At 63.7% G+C, this 20,871-nt stretch carries 19 protein-coding genes; 8 read left to right on the top strand and 11 right to left on the bottom strand.

All coding sequences use genetic code 11. The features are described 5' to 3' along the window. Positions 1-102: 102 nt before the first annotated feature. Both KZZ07_RS07540 and KZZ07_RS07545 read right to left on the bottom strand, forming a co-directional pair. Positions 103-657, bottom strand: a complete 555-nt coding sequence (locus KZZ07_RS07540) for a hypothetical protein (RefSeq protein ID WP_219513259.1) — start codon at positions 655-657, stop codon at positions 103-105. 406 nt (positions 658-1,063) lie between these two features. Continuing rightward, positions 1,064-1,978 carry an endonuclease/exonuclease/phosphatase family protein gene (locus KZZ07_RS07545; protein ID WP_219513261.1) on the bottom strand — a complete coding sequence of 305 codons (915 nt, stop codon included), beginning with the start codon at positions 1,976-1,978 and terminating at the stop codon, positions 1,064-1,066. Positions 1,979-2,088: 110 nt separating this feature from the next. Between KZZ07_RS07545 and KZZ07_RS07550 the strand changes: the two genes are divergently transcribed. Then, positions 2,089-3,090 (top strand): COG3904 family protein, encoded by a 1,002-nt coding sequence (locus KZZ07_RS07550; RefSeq protein WP_219513262.1) that lies wholly within the window; start codon positions 2,089-2,091, stop codon positions 3,088-3,090. Between the two features lie 53 nt (positions 3,091-3,143). Here the strand turns inward: KZZ07_RS07550 and KZZ07_RS07555 are convergent, their stop codons facing one another. The 4 genes from KZZ07_RS07555 to KZZ07_RS07570 form a co-directional block, all read right to left on the bottom strand. Then, positions 3,144-4,631 (bottom strand): pilus assembly protein TadG-related protein, encoded by a 1,488-nt coding sequence (locus KZZ07_RS07555; protein ID WP_219513263.1) that lies wholly within the window; start codon positions 4,629-4,631, stop codon positions 3,144-3,146. A 1-nt stretch (position 4,632) separates the two neighbouring features. Next, on the bottom strand, positions 4,633-5,085 hold the full coding sequence (locus tag KZZ07_RS07560; RefSeq protein ID WP_219513264.1) for a TadE/TadG family type IV pilus assembly protein: 453 nt from the start codon (positions 5,083-5,085) through the stop codon (positions 4,633-4,635). Positions 5,086-5,260: 175 nt separating this feature from the next. Continuing rightward, the gene (mfd, locus tag KZZ07_RS07565) at positions 5,261-8,740 is read right to left on the bottom strand and encodes a transcription-repair coupling factor (protein WP_219513265.1); all 3,480 of its coding nucleotides are present in this window, start codon (positions 8,738-8,740) and stop codon (positions 5,261-5,263) included. 67 nt (positions 8,741-8,807) lie between these two features. Next, on the bottom strand, positions 8,808-9,335 hold the full coding sequence (locus KZZ07_RS07570; RefSeq protein WP_219513266.1) for a component of SufBCD complex: 528 nt from the start codon (positions 9,333-9,335) through the stop codon (positions 8,808-8,810). Between the two features lie 120 nt (positions 9,336-9,455). Between KZZ07_RS07570 and hemB the strand changes: the two genes are divergently transcribed. Further along, positions 9,456-10,454 (top strand): porphobilinogen synthase, encoded by a 999-nt coding sequence (gene hemB / locus KZZ07_RS07575; RefSeq protein WP_219513422.1) that lies wholly within the window; start codon positions 9,456-9,458, stop codon positions 10,452-10,454. A gap of 147 nt (positions 10,455-10,601) precedes the next feature. Beyond that, positions 10,602-11,153 (top strand): lipid-binding SYLF domain-containing protein, encoded by a 552-nt coding sequence (locus KZZ07_RS07580; protein ID WP_219513267.1) that lies wholly within the window; start codon positions 10,602-10,604, stop codon positions 11,151-11,153. Between the two features lie 140 nt (positions 11,154-11,293). Here the strand turns inward: KZZ07_RS07580 and KZZ07_RS07585 are convergent, their stop codons facing one another. After that, on the bottom strand, positions 11,294-11,563 hold the full coding sequence (locus KZZ07_RS07585; RefSeq protein WP_219513268.1) for an usg protein: 270 nt from the start codon (positions 11,561-11,563) through the stop codon (positions 11,294-11,296). Between the two features lie 196 nt (positions 11,564-11,759). Between KZZ07_RS07585 and gyrA the strand changes: the two genes are divergently transcribed. Then, positions 11,760-14,489 (top strand): DNA gyrase subunit A, encoded by a 2,730-nt coding sequence (gene gyrA / locus KZZ07_RS07590; RefSeq protein ID WP_219513269.1) that lies wholly within the window; start codon positions 11,760-11,762, stop codon positions 14,487-14,489. 24 nt (positions 14,490-14,513) lie between these two features. Continuing rightward, on the top strand, positions 14,514-15,089 hold the full coding sequence (locus tag KZZ07_RS07595) for a hypothetical protein (RefSeq protein ID WP_219513277.1): 576 nt from the start codon (positions 14,514-14,516) through the stop codon (positions 15,087-15,089). Positions 15,090-15,158: 69 nt separating this feature from the next. On the opposite strand, the gene KZZ07_RS07600 is transcribed toward KZZ07_RS07595, so the two are convergent. From KZZ07_RS07600 to ctaA, 3 genes are all read right to left on the bottom strand, one after another. Beyond that, positions 15,159-15,482 (bottom strand): hypothetical protein, encoded by a 324-nt coding sequence (locus KZZ07_RS07600; RefSeq protein WP_219513278.1) that lies wholly within the window; start codon positions 15,480-15,482, stop codon positions 15,159-15,161. 145 nt (positions 15,483-15,627) lie between these two features. Continuing rightward, positions 15,628-17,103, bottom strand: a complete 1,476-nt coding sequence (locus KZZ07_RS07605; RefSeq protein WP_219513280.1) for a carboxypeptidase M32 — start codon at positions 17,101-17,103, stop codon at positions 15,628-15,630. Next, positions 17,104-18,249 (bottom strand): heme A synthase, encoded by a 1,146-nt coding sequence (gene ctaA / locus KZZ07_RS07610; RefSeq protein ID WP_219513281.1) that lies wholly within the window; start codon positions 18,247-18,249, stop codon positions 17,104-17,106. 201 nt (positions 18,250-18,450) lie between these two features. On the opposite strand from ctaA, the gene KZZ07_RS07615 reads away from it, so the two are divergent. From KZZ07_RS07615 to KZZ07_RS07625, 3 genes are all read left to right on the top strand, one after another. Further along, positions 18,451-18,801, top strand: a complete 351-nt coding sequence (locus KZZ07_RS07615) for an SH3 domain-containing protein (RefSeq protein WP_219513282.1) — start codon at positions 18,451-18,453, stop codon at positions 18,799-18,801. Between the two features lie 283 nt (positions 18,802-19,084). Then, entirely contained in the window at positions 19,085-19,399 is a 315-nt protein-coding gene (locus KZZ07_RS07620; RefSeq protein ID WP_219513283.1) for an SH3 domain-containing protein, read from the top strand. 247 nt (positions 19,400-19,646) lie between these two features. Continuing rightward, a complete protein-coding gene (locus tag KZZ07_RS07625) occupies positions 19,647-20,006 on the top strand; it encodes an SH3 domain-containing protein (RefSeq protein WP_219513285.1) in 360 nt (119 codons plus the stop codon). A 71-nt stretch (positions 20,007-20,077) separates the two neighbouring features. Here KZZ07_RS07625 and KZZ07_RS07630 read toward each other — a convergent pair whose 3' ends face one another. Then, complete coding sequence (locus KZZ07_RS07630; RefSeq protein WP_219513287.1) at positions 20,078-20,827, bottom strand: RNA methyltransferase; 750 nt, start codon at positions 20,825-20,827, stop codon at positions 20,078-20,080. Between the last annotated feature and the right edge of the window lie 44 nt (positions 20,828-20,871).

A 20,871-nucleotide genomic window follows, 5' to 3' on the forward strand; every position in this document is an offset into this window, starting at 1 on the left:
ATCAAGCGTTAACGAATTGTTAACCTTTGGCGTGGGCGGACATGCAAGGCAACGGAAATCGTCGCCGCCCCTGCTGTTCCACCAGCCGGGCGAAACAAGCAGTCAGAGAGCCAGTCCCATCTGGCGCAGCTTGGTGTTTTCGGCCGCACAAAACAGCCCGTCTCGCATCCGTTCCGGGGTGCAGGGCAGCCGCAGGGAGGCGTCCGTGATGGCGCTACGTTCCAAGGAGGTATCATCGCGCACGAAATCGGACGACAACACAATAATGGTGAGCGACGGGTTGGTGCGGCGCAAAGACAGCAGCACGTCGACCGCCTGCTCCAAGGGTCCGAAGACATCGATGTTCACCAGAAAGGCCGCGCCATCACCGTCCACGCGTTCCGCGATCCGCAACGCATCGCGGACCTGGCCAAAGACCGTCACCGAGGCCACCCAATCCCCCAGCCTGCCAAGCTGATCTGCGATCCCGTCTCGCGGGGCTTGCAGGATGAACAGGTCCAGGTCCCAGATCTCCGGCGCCCGTCCGCCAGTGGCAAGGTCGGTCAGGCTGTCATAGGTGGCAAATGCCTGTTCCGCCTGGGCCGCCGCGCCTCTGCGGGTCCGAAGGAAATGAACCTCTGCACTTTCTGTCCAGCGTTCTTTGCATCTGGTCCCCACGGGAAACACCTCTCATTTCGGGCCAATGCCCGGCTTCTCGTTACTACTGGCTGTTAGCGGCTACCAACTTACCGGTCTTTCAACTTAGCGGTGTGGAAACGATCCCAAACCCTGCCCTCTGGGTCAAGAGAAGTACGGATCGGAAGGCCGTTTTTCGCCTATGTCCTGCAAGGGCTATCGCGCCTTTTCCGCATTGCGGTCCCGGGCCGACATGGGATAGATCGTGTTTTTCTTTGACGCCATCCAAAACCCATATAAATGTTATTTTTCATTATTTTATTATGTCTTCTTAATGCAAAACGCAACCTCCTACCGGTTCGATGAAGCCCGAATATAGGCAGTTTGAACAATTGCCGAGCGGTGGCAGAAACTTGCCCAAAGGCATCGACCATTGCCCGCAAAACGCTTATCCGCGCAAACGTCGCCCAATGATCGACGATCTGACCTGCTCAAGATCCAGCACAACCCCCGCGTGATCGCTGGCATGCGGGCGGTGAAGTCCGGATTCGGGCAGCCGTTCGGCGCCATCGGGGCCGGCCTCGCGTCCCATTCCGGCACGCAGGACCTGCGGCACGACCCCCTCCAACCGGGCGGCAAGAGCGGGGGAAGCGATCAATCCATCGGGCGCGCCATACCTCCGTTCATCGGGTTGGAAATAGGTCCAGCGCTCTGCCTCCGCCAACCGCCGCATCAGGTTTTCGCCAAGCGCCTCAAGCGGGGCCACCGCCCTTTCAGACGCGCCGCCGGGTTCGTTCAGGTCCCCGGCCACCAGCCACATCGGCCCGGCCCCCGCCAGTAGCTGCGCAACGGCCTGCGCCTCCAACCTGCGCACCGCCCAGGCCCGCGCCGCATCCGGGTAAGGCGCTTTGAAATGCACGACAAAGAGGGTCAACGCGCCAAAGCGCACCTCCAGCCCGTCGCGCCGAAAAATTGGCTGGTCACAGCTCATGCCAGGGGGCGGATCAAGCCCCAAGTCCCCGGCTGTCATCCCGGCATGGCTGGCGGCATGATCCCAAGGGAAGCGCGACATCACCGCCACGTCCAATCCGCGCCCATCATTGCCCGGCAGGCACAACCGCCAGGGATAGGGCGCACAAACCCGCGTAAGGTAGCGGTCATGAAAGGCATCCAGGCTGGCCTGGTCAAAGACCTCTTGCACGGCCAATAAATCCGCATTCGCCTGTGCCAGCAGCGCCGCGGTCAGACGCCGGTCCGCCTGATCCAGAGCCGGGTCCTCGACATCGTCACGGTCACGCGCCCCGAAAAGCGTTCCATCCGGCATCAGCCGCAGGTTCTGCATGTTCAGGGTCGCGATCCGCATGCCCCACAGTCAGACCGGTCCGGTGCCGGGGTCAAGCCCGCCTGCGCGGCCGGGTTTGACCGGAATCGCCTATGCCGGGATACTGACAACGCATTTTTTGGAGATTTCGCATGAAACAGCTTGTCTTGGCACTTTTCGGACTGCTCGCCCTGCCCGCCCATGCCGCCGAGCTGCGCGTGATCGGCATGACCAATGACGCCATCGACATCCAGGCCCCGGACCCGACCATCGCCTGCACCCACCGGATCACCGGCCAGTTCGTCCCCGGTGACGCCGACCGCATGGCCCGGAGCCTGCGCAGCTCGATCGAAGGCTGGCGCAACCAGGGGCAATACGGTGTTTCGGTGATCTGCCTGGACAGTCCCGGGGGTGCCATTTCCGAAGCGCTGAAACTGGGCGCGGTGCTGCGCGAAATGGCCATCGGGACCAAGCTGGAGGCAGGCGCGCGCTGCGAAAGCGCCTGCGCCCTACTGTTCATGGCCGGCAGTTTTCACGCCCATGAAAGCGGGTACTACAAGTGGCGGGTGATGCATCCGACGGCGCGGCTGGGATTTCACGCGCCCTCTTTGCAGGTCGGACGCGGCGATTACGACGCGGCAACCGTGACCCGGGCCTATGCGCTGGCGATGGAAACGCTGGCCCGCACCGTCGAGGACCTGATGCAGAACCGGGGCTTCGAGGACGGCGAGCACCTGAAACCCTCGCTGATCGCCTCCATGTTGCGCACCCCTCCCGACCGTATGTTCCATGTCGAAACCGTCGACCAGGCCGGGCGCTGGGGCATCCTGATCGGGCCATTGCGCGCCACGTCGCGAACGATGACAGAGATGGATTTTCGCCGCGCCTGCGCCAACCAGAAAGCCTGGGACGCGGATGAAAGCGCCACGGCGGATGTCTACTGGCAACAGAATTTCGTCAACTGGAAGACGGATCAATGGGGCGAAACCGTCGAAGTCATCACCAACGACATGACCGGCGAAGGCTGCGAGTTCTCGGTTCCCAAGGGCGCCTCGCGCACCAAGCGCGTGCCTTTCTCAGAGGTGCAGTATGGCTATTTCTCGATCCTCAAGGCCACGGATCCGGAAATGCGCCTTGACCGGCTGCCCTATTGATCCGCCACAGTCCTGTTTCATCGGTCATCGGTCATCGGTCCAGGGCGCATGCATTATTGGACCAGGGCGATCCTGCAGTCCGCGCCCAGCGGGGTCAGGCGGGCGGGCGCGATGGCCAGACCGACGAAGTCATGAACAACTGCGGCCAGCAGGTTCTCGACCGGGGACAGGCTGTCCAGGATCGGCGAAAGCAGGCCGCCGACAAGGCCGGTCGTCAGATTGGCCAGCGGCAACTGCCCGAGCAAGCTCAGGAGAGCGGAGTCCAGTTCCGACAAAGTGCCTTCGAGCCGCGGCGCCACAACGGCCGTCCGGTGCCGGGCAATGTCCCGCGCAGTGAACCCGATTTCCCGCGGGGCCGATTGCACCAGCGCGATGTCATCGCGCACGGTCAAGCCCAGAGCCGTCAGGTCGATGTAAAGATCGACCAGCCCCGCCTGCACGGGATCGAAGATCGCCACCGGCTCGTGGCGCGCGGTGGCATGACAGCTGGAGGCACGGTCGGTCAGGCGCGCCTCGGCATGGGCGACCCGCAGCGACAGGTCCAGCGTCACCAGCCCCAAGAGGTCCAACCCCGGCACCGCCAGCCGGATCTGGGCGGTCTCGGCATAGGCCTCTGGCGTGCCCGGTTCGACATTGGCGACGATGCGGCGCGGTTCGACGATGGTCAGCGAGACCGGCACATCGGCCAGCGGCCCGAGGTCCGCGCGCAGGGTCAGGTCCAGCACATGTTCGCCCAGCAGTTCGACGGAGCCAAAGACAAGATCGCTGCCGCCGACGAAAGAGCCGGGGATACGGGTGCCGATCGCCATGCCACGCGTCTCGGAGTCGAGGTGCAGGATGTCGCCCAGCCGCAGAACTGCATCGGGCGCGTTCACATCGGCACCGACCGCCAGCGACAGGATCCGCGACAGGGCAATCTCCGCATCCAGCACCTCGCCATAGGTCAGCGGCGCATCCAGGTCGGCAGAGAGCGTTTCCAGAAGCGCATCGGTGCGCAGGAACAGCGCCCCCTCGGAACAGATCGCGTCTAGGTCAGCCCCCAGGATCGGCTTTAGCGCACCGTGAAACAGGTTGAGCGAGAGCAGGCAGTTGGCGAGGCTGAAACTCACCCTCTCGCGGGCCACGGCGGTGGCCTCGCGCGTGATGACCGTATCCGTGCCGCGGCCCAGAAAGCTGGCCACCTGCATATGGGCATCGGCGACCGCCTTGACATGCGCCGCATTCGGCCGCCTGGGGTCGATGGAGGCTGGCGTGAAAACTCCCTGTTCGAACCGGCCAAGCGTCACCTGCGCCGGTTGCAGCGCGCGGGCGGGAAACAGGTCATTGTATGCGACGGACCGGGATGCCTGCCCAAAGGCCCGTTCGTCGTTGTCCACGTGGCGCACGGCCTCCAGCGCCGAGAAATCGGCCTGTGCCTGCACATGGCTGCGATGGTCGTTCAGGTAGAGCAGGTCGACGGTCATCGCCGCACCCAGCAGCAAAGCGGGCAGGATCATCAAGGTGGCCGTGGTGATCGAACCGGACTCGTTCCGCCAGAGCATCTCAGCCCCCCATGATCAACGCGCGGCCGATGATCACGTCCGACCCGCCATTGAACGCCCGGATCAGCGGGGAAAACCCGATTGTCGAGGCGTCATAGGTGAGTGTCACCCGGCTCCACCCCGGTATCTCGGCGGGGGAACAGGACAATCCGGTGATCTTGTCCGGGTCGATCAGAGTCAGGGTCGTGACCATCTCGGGGACCAGGACATCCCCCACCCGGCGACAGAGCGCGGGGTGATCCGGCGCCGCGACCCGATGTTGCAGGGCCTGCCGCGCGACCTCGTAGGTCAATTGCTGCACGTTGCCGATGGTGATGACATAGACCGACAGCCAGACGCATCCGGCGATCAGGAAAATCAACCCCGGAAAGAGGATCGAGAACTCGACCGTGGAACTGCCCTGCTCATCCTTGATGAGCCGATGGACCCGCGACTTCAACCTGCAAACCAACATTCCGCTTTTCCTGAATTTGAGAAGCATCAATTTCAGGTTGTATGAAAATTGCGGCCTTCAGGCGTCACGAATGTGGCGAAAATATGAATTGTTATCCTGGATGTATCTTTGGGCCTTGCCGCAATGGCGGTTCGCGCTAGCGACGCCCCCGGACAAACCTCGGCAAAGACCTGTATCAGGCCTTTGCCTTCTTCTTTTCGGCGACGACCTTTTCGGCCAGGTCCCGTGCTATGGCAAAGGCGCCCTGGATCTTGTCCTTGTCGCGTTTCCAGTCGCGGCGCACCACGATCTTGTTGTCGCGAACCTTGGCAAGCCCGTCCTGCGCCTTGATGAATTCGACCAGCCCCTGGGGCGAGGCGAACTTGTCGTTGTGGAATTGGATCGTGGCGCCCTTGGGTCCGCCGTCCAACTTGGCGATACCCGCCTTCTTGCACATGGCCTTGATCCGCACCACCAGAAGCAGAGTGTTCACCTCGCGCGGCAGCTTGCCGAACCGGTCAATCAACTCGGCGGCAAAACCTTCCAGCTCGACCTTGGTCGTCAGCGACGACAGGCGCCGGTAGAGGCCCAGGCGCACATCCAGATCGGGCACATAGTCCTCGGGGATCAGCACAGGGACGCCCAGGTTGATCTGCGGCGCCCATTGGTCGTCCGCCTCGGCCAGGCCGTCCATCTCGCCGGTGCGGATCTTGGCAATCGCCTCTTCCAGCATCGACTGGTACAGTTCGTAGCCCACGTCGCGCATCTGGCCGGACTGTTCCTCGCCCAGCAGGTTGCCTGCGCCGCGAATGTCCAGGTCCTGCGAGGCCAGGCTGAACCCGGCGCCCAGCGTGTCGATGCTGCCCAGCACACGCAGCCGCTTTTCCGCCGTCTGGGTCAGCTTCATGCGGGGTTTCGTGGTCAGGTAGGCATAGGCGCGGGTCTTGGACCGGCCCACGCGCCCCCGGATCTGGTAGAGCTGGCTGAGGCCGAACATGTCGGCGCGATGCACCACCATCGTATTGGCGGTGGGAATATCCAGACCGGATTCCACGATGGTCGTGGCCAGCAGCACATCGTACCTGCCGTCATAGAAGGCGTTCATGCGGTCGTCCAATTCGCCCGCCGCCATCTGGCCATGCGCCACGACGTAGGACACCTCGGGCACATGTTCTTTCAGGAATTCCTCGACCTCGGGCAGATCGCTGAGGCGCGGAACGACGAAAAAGCTCTGCCCACCCCGGTAATGCTCGCGCAACAGCGCCTCACGGATCGTCACCGGATCGAACTCGGACACATAGGTGCGGATCGACAGCCGGTCCACGGGCGGTGTGCCGATGACCGACAGGTCCCGCACCCCGGTCAGCGACAGTTGCAGCGTGCGCGGGATCGGTGTCGCGGTCAGGGTCAGGACGTGGATGTCGGACCGCAACTGCTTCAGGCGCTCCTTGTGCTGGACGCCGAACCGCTGTTCCTCGTCGATGATCAGCAGGCCGAGGTTGTTAAACCGGATGCCCTTGGCCAGCAGCGCGTGCGTGCCAACGGCGATGTCGACGGTGCCCTTGGAAATCCCGTCGCGTGTCAGGGCCGCCTGTCTCTGGCTGACGAAACGCGACAGCGGATTGACCTCCAGCGGAAAGCCCCGGAACCGTTCGGCAAAGCTGTTGTAGTGCTGGCGCGCCAAGAGCGTCGTGGGCGCGATCACCGCCACCTGCACCCCGGACATGGCAGCCACAAAGGCCGCACGCATGGCGACCTCTGTCTTGCCAAAGCCCACGTCGCCGCAAATCAGCCGGTCCATCGGCTGGCCCGAATGCATATCCTCCATCACGTCTTCGATGGCGCGCAACTGATCGTCGGTTTCCTGGTAAGGGAAACGGGCGGCAAAGCTCTCATAGGCCCCTGCCGGCGGATCCATGATCGGCGCCTTGCGCAGGGCCCGTTCGGCGGCAATCCGGATGAGGCGGTCCGCCATCTCGCGGATGCGCTGCTTCAGCTTGGCCTTCTTGGCCTGCCAGGCGCCGCCGCCCAGCTTGTCCAGAAGGCCCTCGTCATGGCCATATTTGGACAGCAGCTCGATATTCTCGACCGGCAGATACAGCTTGGCGGCTTCGGCATATTCCAGCGTCAAGCATTCATGCGCGGCGCCAGCGGCGGTCACGACCTCCAGCCCCAGGTAGCGCCCGATGCCGTGGTCGACATGCACCACCAGATCGCCGGGAGACAGCGATTGGTGCTCGGTGATGAAATTCTCGGCCTTGCGGCGCTTCTTGGGCTGGCGGATCAGCCGGTCGCCCAGGACGTCCTGTTCCGAGATGACGGTCAGGCGCCCCTTGTCCCCCGCCTTTTCCCAGGGCGCGACGAACCCCGCCTCCAACGACCAGACGGCAAGGTGCAGCCCGCGCTTGTCGATCCTTGTTCCATTGGAAATGGGGATCGCCTCGGCCAGGCCTTCATCCTCGATCAGCCCGGTCAGCCGTTCGCGCGCGCCCTCAGAATAAGAGGCGACGACCACCGGCCCGTCCTGAAGGCATTTCTGAACATGGTCGGCCAGTGTCTTGAACAGGCTGATATTTTCCTGTTGACGCTCCGGTGAGAAATTGCGCCCGATGCGCCCGCCCGCATCCACCACGCCGGGCCCGCTGGCCTGTGGCAGCGGATGGAACTGCACCTGCCGCTTGCCCTCAAGCGCCGCTTCCCAGGCGCCGTCGTCCAGGTACAACGTCTCGGGCGGGATCGGTTTGTAGACCGTGCTGCCCAGGGTCTTTTTCTGGCTCAGGGCGTGGCGGCGCGTCTCGTATTGATCCGCGATGCTGTCCCAGCGCGACAGGCGCGAGGGGGTCAGCTGGTCATCCATCAGCACCGGCGCGTCCGGCAGATACTCGAACAGGGTTTCCAGCCGTGCATGGAAAAAAGGCAGCCAATGTTCGACACCGGCGTGCTTGCGGCCCGCGCTGACCGCCTCGTATAGTGGATCGTCGGTGCCCGCCGCGCCGAATTCGATCCTGTAGTTCTGCCGGAATCGGGTGATCGCCGCCTCGTCGAGGATCACCTCGGAGACAGGCGCCAGCTCGACCATGTCCAGTTTCTCTGTTGTGCGCTGGCTGACAGGGTCGAAACGCCGCGCGCCGTCCAGCACATCGCCAAAGAAATCCAGCCGCACCGGCCCGCCGTCCCCCGGCGGGTAGATGTCGATGATGCCGCCACGCACCGCGTAATCGCCCGGTTCGGTCACGGTCGGCGCCTGGCTGAACCCCATGCGCACAAGGAAGGTGCGCAACGCGGCCTCATCCACGCGGTCCCCCACGCGCGCGGTAAAGGCCGCCTCGCGCAGGACGTCGCGGGCGGGCAGATACTGCATCGCCGCAGAGAGCGTCGTCAGCAGGACAAAATGCTTCGGTCCGCCGTGCACCAGCGTCGCCAAAGTCGCCATGCGGGCGGCAGAGATATCGGCATTGGGCGACACCCGGTCATAGGGCAGACAGTCCCAGGCCGGAAAGACCATCACCGGCATGTCCGGCGCGAAAAAGGCCAGCGCATCGCGCATGGCCGCCAACCGCTTGTCGTCGCGCGCGATGTGGATGACCGGGCCCTTGGCCCTTTCCACCTCGCGCAGCACCAGCCGGGCGTCAAACCCTTCGGGCGCGCCGCCCATGATGATCCGCTGCTCTGTCATGGGGGCTCAAATGGCGCGCTGCGCGGGCGGCGTCAACCTGCCCTTTGGGTGGATCGGTCTGGACGGATCAGAAGGGCAAGACCGTCAGGTTCATGTACATCCCCCACAGCGCGGTGACAAAGATCGACACCATCCCGATGAGTTGCGTCAGCATCCGGTGGATGCGCAGCCGCCGCCACAGCGCCTCACCCTCTCCCTCGCCTTCGCGGATCAGGCGGGCGGACCGCACGCTCAGCAGCCCTATCAGGGTCATGGGAAAAGTCAGAAGGAACACGGCCTGCGCGAACTCGATCCAGTAGCCCGGGTAGAACCCCAGGATCGCAACACCCGACAGGAAGGCCGAGCCGATGGCCACGACCCAGAGGCCGGATTCCTCTGCGATGAACAGCAGGCGGTTGGTATTGATGCGCACAAGGTCCTCAAGGTCCTGCGCGGCCTGGCCTCCGTTGCGGCGGGCGCGTGCGACCATGTCATAGGGCACGCCCATGACCCAGTGGCTGGTCGAGGACCAGAGCACGGCAAGGACGATCCAGAACCAAAGGTTCGAAAAGCTGCGAAGGTCGATCAGCTCGAATACGGTATCGTACCAGTCCATATGCCTTGTCCTTGCCTCTGGCCCGCGTCATAGCGCGGGCAAATCCAAATGCCCAGAGGGGGCTGGACAAGCGGCGGCGCGCGGGTGCATCCCTTTGACCGACCAATGACGGAGCGCCCGATGCAGCCGACCTTTGCCCCCTTCCCCGCCACCCGCCTGCGCCGCCTGCGCCGCACCCCCGCGATCCGCGCCCTGGTGCAGGAAACCACGCTGAGCCCGGCGGATTTCATCTGGCCGGTCTTCGTGCGCGATGGCGAGGGCGTGGTCGAACCGATCCACTCCATGCCCGGGGTCAACCGATTGTCGGTAGACAAGGTGGCCGAGGCGGCGGTCGAGGCGCAGGCGCTGGGGATCCCGGCGATCTGCCTCTTTCCCTACACCGATCCTTCGCTGAAAACCGAGGATTGCGCCGAGGCCTGGAACCCGGAAAACCTCAGCAACCGCGCCACGCGGGCGATCAAGGCGGCGGCACCGGACATCGCGGTGATGACGGATGTCGCGCTCGATCCCTACAACATCAACGGGCACGACGGCTTTGTCGAGGATGGCGAGATCGTCAACGACCGTACTGTCGAGGCGCTGGTGAAACAGGCCCTTTCGCAGGCCGACGCGGGCGCCGACATCGTCGGCCCTTCGGACATGATGGACGGGCGCATCGGCGCCTTGCGGGCTGCGCTGGAAGGTGCGGGCCACCAGAACGTTCTGCTCCTGAGCTACGCCGCGAAATACGCCTCGGCTTTCTACGGGCCGTTCCGCGACGCGGTCGGCGCCTCGGGCGCACTGCAGGGTGACAAGAAGACCTATCAGCAGGACCCGGGCAATTCCGACGAGGCCATGCGCCTGATCGCCCGCGACCTGGCCGAGGGCGCGGACATGATCATGGTGAAACCCGGCATGCCCTACCTCGACATCTGCCGCCGTGCGCAAGAGATGTTCGGCGCCCCCACTTTCGCCTACCAGGTGTCGGGCGAATACGCGATGCTGGCCGGCGCGGGCGAGCGCGGCTGGGTCGATGGCGAAAAGGTGATGCTGGAAAGCCTGATGAGCTTCAAGCGCGCGGGCTGCGACGGGGTGCTGACCTACTTCGCCCCGTCGGCGGCGCGGCTGTTGAACGGGTGAGCGCGCCACTTTGCGGCAAGGGCCTTCCCTGCGGTCTCTTGCCGATTAGCCGCAACATGTCGTGACAACCCCTGCCACCGTGCCTATATTGCGCCGGAACCGGCGAGACAGCCGGATTTGAGGCTATTTTGAGGAACAGGCGGACCCATGACACTCAACAGACGTAATGTGACCTTCGGGCTTGGTGCCACGCTGGCACTGGGCGCATGCAACGGTATCGGCAGCGGTGGCGATGCCCGCATCGACGCGCGCGTCGACCAGACCCTGGCGCGCCTTTACAGCGACTACCCGGCCACCCGCGACCTTGCCGCGAAATCCGTCGGCATGCTGGTCATGCCGGTGGTGACCGAGGCGGGCCTTGGGTTCGGCGGCGGCTATGGTCGCGGCGCGCTGCGGATCAACGGCGCTTCGGTGGATTACTACTCGGTGGCCAAGGCCTCTGGCGGGCTGCAGATCGGCGCCCAGCAATATTCCCATGTCCTGTTCTTCATGACCAACAGCGCGCTGGAAACCTTCCGCCGGTCCCCCGGCTTTGCAGCGGGCGCGAACCTGGAGTACGCGGTGCTGGAACGCGGCGAGACGCTGGCGGCGGAAACCACCACCTCGCTGGCGCCGGTGATCGCGGTGATCTTTGGTCAGGCCGGGCTGCGCGTGGGCGCGACTCTGGAAGGCGTGAAGTACACCCGCATCATTCCCTGACATCCCGGGGACAGGGGCGGTCCAATCGCGGACCGCCCATTTTCCGATTTCCTTCCAAAAGCCTAACGCGTTGTACATTTTGCCGGAATCGACGTACAAAACGTACGTTTTGTACAAAATTCACGGGCACCGGCGCTGGCTCAGTGATAGCGGAATTCTCCGACCACGTTGCGCCACTCTCCGGGCGAGATCATCTTGCGATGGGTGAACCGGACCGAGTGCAACGGCCCCTCGATCTCGTCCTGCCAGAACTCGATGAACTCGAACAGCCGGGGATGATCCGGCGCCAGGTCGTAGTCCTGCCAGATAAAGGTGTTCAGGACATGGGCATAGTCGGGCATGTGATAAAAGAACTCGGCCGTGGTCAGGCCGTACCCCTTGAGCATCAGCTCCGTTTCGGACTCCTGCATCGGTTTTTTACCTCGTTTGACAACTCGTATGGAAATGCTGCCAAGCAAATCTTTACTTATCAATAAAAACAGTGTGTTATCAGACACCCCCGCTGGCTGCCAAAACCTGCCCCCCGGGCCGCCATTGCACCCTACAGATAGTCTCTGATATACACCCCTCAACAAGATATGGCAGATCAACTGACAGGCCCCTGACGTGAGCGATACGCCCGAACCACCTGAAAACACAGACGAAAATCGCCCGGCGCCGCGCGGCCCCTCGATCTCGATCGAAAACGAGATGAAGTCGAGCTATCTCGACTACGCCATGTCGGTCATCGTCAGCCGCGCGATTCCGGATCTGCGCGACGGGTTAAAACCTGTGCACCGGCGCATCCTCTACGCCATGTACGAGGGCAATTACACGCCCGACAAGTCCTATCGGAAGTCGGCGAAATCCGTTGGCGAGGTGATGGGCAACTATCACCCGCACGGCGATTCCGCGATCTACGACGCGCTTGTGCGGATGGCGCAGGACTTCTCGATGTCGCTGCCGCTGATCGACGGTCAGGGCAACTTCGGCTCGATGGACGGCGATCCGCCCGCCGCCATGCGGTACACCGAAAGCCGGCTGGCCAAGTCGGCGCTGGCCTTGCTGACCGACATCGACAAGGAAACCGTCGATTTCCAGGACAACTACGACGGCAAGGAACGCGAACCCACGGTTCTGCCCGCGCGCTATCCCAACGTGCTGGTGAACGGGGCCGAGGGTATTGCCGTCGGCATGGCGACCCGCATCCCGCCCCACAACCTGGGTGAGGTGATCAACGCCACATTGGCCCTGATGGAAAACCCGGACCTGTCGACAGAGGACCTGATCGAATACATCCCGGGTCCTGACTTCCCCACCGGGGGCGTGATCCTTGGCCGCTCCGGCGCACGCAAGGCCTACCTCGAAAAACGCGGCAGCGTGATCATCCGCGCCAAGACCCGCATCGAGGAGCTGCGCAAGGACCGTTACGCCATCGTCATCGACGAGATCCCCTACCAGGTGAACAAGGCCACGATGATCGAGCGCATCGCCGAGGCCGCGCGCGACAAGAAGATCGAGGGCATCGCCCACGTCCAGGACGAATCCGACCGTGACGGCGTGCGCGTGGTGGTCGAGCTGAAGCGCGACGCCACCGCCGAGGTGGTGCTGAACCAGCTGTTCCGCTTCACGCCCATGCAGGTCAGCTTTGGCTGCAACATGCTGGCGCTGAACGGCGGCAAGCCTGAACAACTGACTCTCTACGGATTCCTGTCGGCCTTCATCGACTTCCGCGAAGAGGTTGTGGCGCGGCGCACCGCCTACCTGCTGCGCAAGGCACGCGAACGGTCGCACGTCCTGTGCGGCCTGGCTGTGGCTGTCTCGAACGTCGACGAGGTGGTGGCCACCATCCGCTCCAGCGCCGACGCCCCCGAGGCGCGACAGCGCCTGATGGAACGCCGTTGGCCCGCCGAAGAGATCCTGCCCTATATCGCTCTGATCGACGATCCGACCCACAAGGCCAACGAGGACGGCACCTACAACCTGTCCGAAACTCAGGCCCGCGCCATCCTGGAACTGCGCCTGCAGCGCCTGACCCAGCTGGGCGTCAAGGAAGTCACCGACGAACTCGAAGACCTGGCCGCCAAGATCAAGGACTACCTCGACATCCTGTCGAGCCGCGAGCGGATCATGGGCATCATCCGGGACGAGATGACCGCCATTCGCGACGAATTCGCCGTGCCGCGCCGGACCGAGATCACCGAATGGGCCGGCGACCTGGAAGACGAGGACCTGATCGAGCGCGAGGACATGGTCGTCACCGTGACCCAGTCCGGTTATATCAAGCGCACCGCCCTGGCCGATTTCCGCGCCCAGAAACGCGGCGGCAAGGGCCTGTCGGGCATGGCGACCAAGGATGACGACGTTGTCACCACCCTCTTCGTCGCCAATACACACACGCAACTGCTGTTCTTCACCACCGACGGCATGGCCTACAAGCTCAAGACCTGGCGCCTGCCGCTGGGCGGGCGGACCTCCAAGGGCAAGGCCATCGTCAACATCCTGCCGATCCCTTCGGGTGTCTCGATCGCCGCGATCATGCCGGTTGACCGGCCAGAGGCGGACTGGGACGACCTGCAAATCGTCTTTGCAACCAACAAGGGCAGCGTGCGGCGTAACAAGCTGTCGGACTTCACCAATGTCATGCGCAACGGCAAGATCGCGATGAAGTTCGAGGATGAGGACATGCGTCTCATCAACGCGCGCATCTGCTCCGAGGACGACGATGTCATGCTGGTGACGAATTCCGGCCGGGCGATCCGCTTCCCCGTGCCAGAGGTCCGCGTCTTCAACTCGCGCAATTCCACCGGCGTCCGGGGCGTCCGCCTGTCCAATGGTGACGAGGTCGTGTCGATGTCGGTGATCCGCCATTTCGAGGCCACCTCGGACGAACGCGCCTCTTACCTCAAGATGCGCCGCGCTATGGCCGGCCTGACCGACGAGGCAGAGGCCCCGGAGGAAGAGGAAGGCAATGCCGACAGCGCCATCACGCAGGAACGCTATGCGCAGATGTCGGCGGCGGAAAACCTGATCCTGACCATCACCGCCAAAGGCCTGGGCAAGCTGTCGTCCAGCCATGACTACCCGGTCAGGGGCCGTGGCGGCATGGGCGTCACCGCTTGGGAGAAAAGCATGCGCGGCGGCGAAATCGTCGCCAGCTTCCCGGTCGAGCTTGACGACCAGATCATGCTTGCTACGTCGAACGGTCAGTCGATCCGCGTGCCGGTGGATGGCATTTCCTTCCGCTCGCGCAGCGCAGGCGGGGTGAAGGTCTTCAACACCGGCAAGGGTGAGACAGTGGTTTCTGTTGCCTGGATCGCCGATCAGGGCGAGGCGGACGAGACCGAGCAGGATTAAGAGAGACTGAGGATTTCCGGCGCCATGCGCATCATTTCACTCCTGATTACGCTGGTCGCTTTCGGCGCTGGTGTGTTTTTCATGTACGCGCGGTACGAACGCTACCAGCAGAACCAGAGAATCGAGGCCCAGAACGACCGCAAGAACGACGCCAACCGGGTTATCAAGCTGATCAACTCGTTTGACGGTCGGTCGCGCGATTGCACCGACTGGTTCGTCGGGCTGACCACAGGCAGTTTCGATCTGCCCACGACCACACCCAAGACCGCGCTGATGTTCAGCGAGTCCTGCGGCGAGAGCATGGTCAAACGCGCAGACGAGGCCAGCGACCTGGTCAACCGGCTGGCGGCCAAGGAAGAAACGCAACCGGGCCGGACGGCATTCCTGACCGAGGCGCGTGCCCTGATCGAGGCCTATCGCAGCCAGTCGGATGACTTCTCGAAGGCTTACAGTGTCCTCAGCGCGGCGCCGGACCAGGCCGCGCGGTCGGCCCTGCGTCCGCAGGTGGCCCAATTGGTCAACCGGGCCATCCCGGCGATCAATCGTGGCCTCGGCAATCTCGAATCCGCGCGCAAGGCGTTTATCTATCCCAACAGCTGAACCGCGTTCATACAGAATGTCAAAGGGCGGGGCCGCAATCACGGCGCCGCCCAATTGCATTGTCCGGGATCAATCCGTGCCCGAGGCAGATCCGACCGCCAGCACCGCCAGCACCGCCAGCACCCCGCCCGCCAGAACCGCGGGGGCAAGCGCAAAAGGGTCGCCATCAGCGACCGCCGTGCCCTCGACCCGGCGGCAAAACCGCAAGACCTGCCCGTCGCGCTCTTCGGTATCGGGGCGGCAATTGTAGGTGAGACCGTTGGCGCCCAGAACCTGCACCGTATAGACAGGCACGCCGGACGGGCCGATCACCCTCGCCTCGGTTGTGGCCTGTGCAAGGGCGGGCTGTGCAAGTCCGGCGCAGAGGCCGGCGGCCAAAAGAACATGCTTCATGATCGTTACTCCATTCACTGGTTCAACAATCACATGGTTCCAAAGCCGGGCTGGCGCAGAAACGGGAAAAACCTGCGGAATGGATCAGGATGCGCGGACGTCGGCAGACATCCGCGCAACTGGGCCCAGCCCCGGGTTACACGGGTTACAGCCCGTAGATGGCGCCGAACTTCTCTTCGAGGTAGTCCAGCAGGGGCGCCTCTGACGGCGGCGTCCCACTGGCCTTCTCGATCACCTCGCGCGGCGTGTAGAGACCGCCGTGTTGCTGGAGGTTGTTGCGAAGCCAATCCGTTGCGCCAGATGTGTCGCCCTGCGCCAGTTGATCGTCCAGCTTCGGCACCGCACCGCGCAGCGCCTTGTAGAGGCAGCCGGCATAGACATTGCCCAGCGAATAGGTCGGGAAATAGCCGAACAGACCCGCCGACCAGTGCACATCCTGCAGGACGCCATCCGAAGGCTTGTCCACCGCGAACCCGAAATCGGCCAGGAAACGGTCATTCCAGGCGGTCTCGAGGTCATCGACCTTCAGGTCGCCAGAGACCAGCGCGCGCTCCAGGTCAAAGCGCAGAAGGACGTGCAGGTTATACTGCAACTCGTCCGCCTCGGTCCGGATATAGCCGTTGCGGACCTTGTTCACCGCCGCGTAAAACCCGTCTTCATCCGCGATTCCGATATCGCCGAAGGTGTCGCGCATCTGGCCATAGAGCCAGCCGGTAAAGGCCCGCGAGCGGCCAAGCTGGTTCTCGTAGATCCGGCTCTGGCTTTCGTGCACCCCCATCGAGGCGCCCGCCCCCAGCGGCGTCAGCCGATAGGTCGGGTCGATGTTCTGTTCATAGCTGCCGTGGCCAACCTCGTGGATGGTCGAGTAGAAACAGTTGAACGGTTCCAGCGGCATGGTGCGCGTGGTGATGCGCACGTCATCGCCCGAGCCAGAGCTGAACGGGTGCACCGCCTTGTCCACCCTGCCCCGCCGCATGTCATAGCCGAAGGTTCTGGCCAAGAGCCGGGCCAGTTTCATCTGCCCGGCCTCGTCAAAGGCGCCAGACAGGCCCTCTGGCGCGGGCTTGGCCAGAACCGCCTCGCGCAGTGCCACCAGTCGGGGCCGCAGGGCGCCGAACATCGCCTCAAGATCCGCGGCCTTGGCGCCGGGTTCATAGTCGTCCAGCAGGGCGTCGTAGACATCACCACCTGCCGCCAGGGCCGCGCCTTCCTCTTGCCGCAGCGCGATGATCTCTTTCAGCGCCGGGGCAAAGGCCGCGAAATCGTCATCCGCGCGCGCCTCGGCCCAGATCACATGGCTGCGGCTGACCATGCGGGCAATTTCCGATGCAAGCCGTTCGGGCACGCGAACGCTGCGGTCATGGCTGCGGCGGATGTGGCGCAACTGCGCGCGGGCGACCGGATCAAGGCCTTCCTCGGCGATCGCCGCCAGCCAGTCGCCGATGCGCGGGTCGGTGCGTCGCTGGTGCAGGATCGCCTCCATCGCCGCGCGTTCGTCGCTGCGCTGGTCCGCCGCCCCCCGCGGCATCATGGTCTCCTGGTCCCAGCTCAACCGGCCCGCCACTTGCGCCAGCGCCTCTGTGTCGCGCTGGAACGCCATCAAATCGTCATATGCACTCATTCAGCTCGTGCCTCTTATACTTTGTGGTGCGGGATAACGTGCGGCAAACCGCGCCCGCAATATCAGTGCCAATAGTGCAACCGCCCCCAGCTGGTGCACGATGGCGATGTGCCAGGGCGCGGCATACACAACCGTGACGATACCCAGCACAACTTGCAGGAACAAGACCGCAAAAACCGCGTTGAACCGGAACCGCGTGTCGCGGTTTGCCGACCGCCGCGCGCGCAGCCAGACCACCACGCCAAAGACGAACAGCAGATAGCCCGAGACACGGTGCATGAACTGCACAAGACCCGCATTTTCAAAGAAGTTCCGCCAGAGCGGTTCGAAATCGAAGGCATTCGAGGGGAAGACCTCTCCGCCCATCAAAGGCCAGTCATTGTAGCTGCGGCCCGCGTCGATCCCGGCCACCAGAGCGCCCAGCAGGATCTGCAGAAAGGCGAAGTGCATCAGCCCCGTCGCCATCGAGAACAGCTTGGGCTCGGCGCTGCGCCGGGCCTGCATCAGGGCGCGTTCCTCGTAGGTCAGGTGATAGACATACCAGGCGATCAGCCCGAGGATGACAAAGGCCAGCCCCAGGTGCGTGGCAAGCCGATAAGAGGCCACGTCCAGCATCTCGCCGCCCAGGCCAGAGGACACCATCCACCAGCCGATGGCGCCCTGCAGCCCGCCCAGGGCCCCGAGGCCCAGCAAGCGCCCCGTCCACCCCGGCGGGATCGCCTTGGCCAGAAGAAAGCCGAAGAACCCCAGCGCCCAGACAAGGCCGATGACCCGGCCCAGCTGACGGTGGCCCCATTCCCACCAGTAGATCGCCTTGAACTCTGACAGGGACATGCCCTTGTTCTGCAGCTGGTACTCGGGGATCTGCTTGTATTTCTCGAACTCGGCGTCCCAGACCTCGGCGCTCATCGGGGGCAGCGCGCCGGTGAGCGGTTTCCATTCGGTGATCGACAGGCCGGAATCCGTCAGCCGTGTCATCCCGCCGACCGCGATCATCACCATCACGAGCAGGAACAACAGCATCAGCCACAGGCGCACGGCACCGCGCGCCCCTCGTTTTCCCGCGTCGATCATGCCGCCCGCCGGGGCCGCCGGTTTCTGCGCCCCCTCGCCCACTTCTTCGAACAGCTTGCGTTTCTCTGCCATCCCAGCCTCCGGAAATTTGACCGGACAGTAGAGCGCCCGACCGGGGCCTTCAAGCGGCCCCCCTGCGGCATGTCGCGGGGTCCGGAATACCTCCGTCCGGAATGCCTGACTTATGAAACGCGGGGGTGATCCGTAAATTGATGGCACAGGTTAACGAAGACAACAGACCCCGCCAGACCATCGACCCAAAGGACCAGACCCATGAAAAAGTTCATTCTTTCCGCCATCGTCGCCGCAACCGCAATGACCGCCTCGGCCGCTTCGGCCACCCAGGCCTGGATCGGCAACAACCATCTGAACGCCCGTTCGGGCCCCGGTGTCCAGTACCACAAGCTGGGCGTGTTCAAGCCCTGCACCCCGGTGCACGTGGTGAAGTTCACCCGCGACTATTATGGCAACCCGACCTGGTACAAAGTCTACTTCAACCACAACTACTACTGGGTGAAAGCCGACTACGTTCAGGGCCACGCCTGCCACTGGACCCCCAAGAAACAGCACTGGGGGCACAAGAAGCAGCATTGGGGTCACAAGAACCACTACTACAACTATTGATCTCTTCCTCCCGGGGCGCCGGTTCCTCCTCCCTGTCCGGCGCCACCTCCCCTCGCGGACCGATCCCCCACGGATCGGTCCGTTTTTTCTTGCCTGAACCGCCGCAAGCTCTCAGGCGCCAATAGATCGAGGCCATCCGCATCACAGGGTCGGGAATACCTCCGTCAGGAATGCCTGACTTATGCCGGAACCGCGAAAGCCGTAGGTTGGTGTCACGGAACAAGACGACCAGCAAGACAAGCAAGCACCATAGATCAAAGACTTAGTTCAAAGGACCAGACCGATGAAAAAGCTCATTCTCTCCGCCATCGTCGCCGCAACCGCAATGACCGCCTCGGCCGCTTCGGCCACCCAGGCCTGGGTCGGCCACACGCCCCTGAACGCGCGTTCGGGCCCCAGCACGCATTACCAGGTGCTTGGCGTCTTCAATCCCTGCACGCCGGTCCACATCGTCGCCTACAAGCACGGCTGGGCCAAGGTGAAGTTTCAGCACAACTACTACTGGGTCTCGTCCAAGTATCTGAGCAACCAATCCTGCCACTGGGCGCCCAAGAAGAAGACCTGGGGTCACAAGAAGAACCACTATTACAACTACTGATCTCTTCCTCCCCCTCGGCGCCGGTCTTCTCCTCCCGGACCGGCGCCTCTCCTCCCGGACCGATCCCCTCGCGGATCGGTCTTTTTCGTTTCGGGACCACAGCGGCCTTCCAGAGCAGGCTGCAAAGGCGGTCAGGAATGCCTGACTTATCGCGAAAGCGGGCACGGTTTACGTTGGGTCCACAGGTTAACGAATAAACAATCACCCGATCTTCTCAGACGACCATAGACCCCAAAGGACCTATCCCATGAAGACCTTCCTCATCTCCGCCGCCGTCGCCGCCGCAACGCTCGCCGCCTCCGCCGCCTCGGCCGGGCAGGCCTGGGTTGGCCAGAACCACCTGAACTACCGCACCGGTCCGGGCCAGAACTACCCGGTCGCGGGCACCTTCAGCCCCTGCACGGCGCTCGACACCTACGACACGCAGTATGGCTGGGTGCAGATCCAGTACCAGGGCCAGTATTACTGGGTGCATGGCGACTACATTCTGAACTACGCCTGCACCTACACGCCGCCGAAAAACACCTATACCGCGCCGAAGAACACCTACACCCCGCCCAAGAAGAAGGGCTACTCGGGTGGCTATTCGGGCGGCGGCAACTACTGACCGCGGCCCACCCCGGCGCCGGTTGTCCTCCCTGGCCGGCTCGGCCTTCTGACGGACTGATCCCCCACGGATCAGTCCGTTTTTTTGTCTCTCCAGCGGACCACCTGGCGCATCATCCCGTGCAGCATCTGCACCTCGGCCCGGGTCAGCGGCAGGCGCGACCACATGTTGCGCAGGTTGACCTTCATGCTCTCGGCCTTGTGCGCGGGATAGAAGAAACCCGCCTCTTCCATCCGCTCCTCGTAATGGCGTGCAAGGTGAGCAACCTCGTGCTGCAAGGCCAGCTCGGTTCCGGCGAGGGACTCGGCGACCTCGGGCATGTCCTCGCTGGCCCGCCGCCACTCGTAGGCACAGAGCAGGACACATTGTGCCAGGTTGAGCGAGGCGAACTCGGGGTTCACCGGCACCGAGATGATCCCGTTGCAGGGCGCAATGTCCTCGTTTTCCAGCCCGGCGCGTTCCGGGCCAAAGATCACCGCAACCTTTTCGCCACCCGCGATTCGGCGCGCGCATTCCGCCATCGCCGCCTCGGGCGTCCAGATCGTCTTGGTCAGGTCGCGGGGCCGGGCCGTGGTGGCCAGCACGAAAGAGCAATCCCCGATGGCGTCCGGCAGCCCGTCGGAGAGCTGCGCCTCGTCCAGCAGGCGCCCGGCACCGCTCGACATGGCCACCGCCTTCTGGTTGGGCCAGCCGTCGCGCGGATCGACGATCCGCATACGGTCCAGACCGAAATTCCACATCGCCCGCGCCGCCGCGCCGATGTTCTCGCCCATCTGGGGCCGCACCAGCACGAAAGCCGGTTGGGGGGTGCCTGTCGCCATGTCGCTCTCTCCGTCTGGATCGGCGGAGGGGTAATGCCCCGCTG

It is taken from the genome of Mameliella sp. CS4 (genome assembly GCF_019392335.1).
Lineage (GTDB): Bacteria > Pseudomonadota > Alphaproteobacteria > Rhodobacterales > Rhodobacteraceae > Antarctobacter.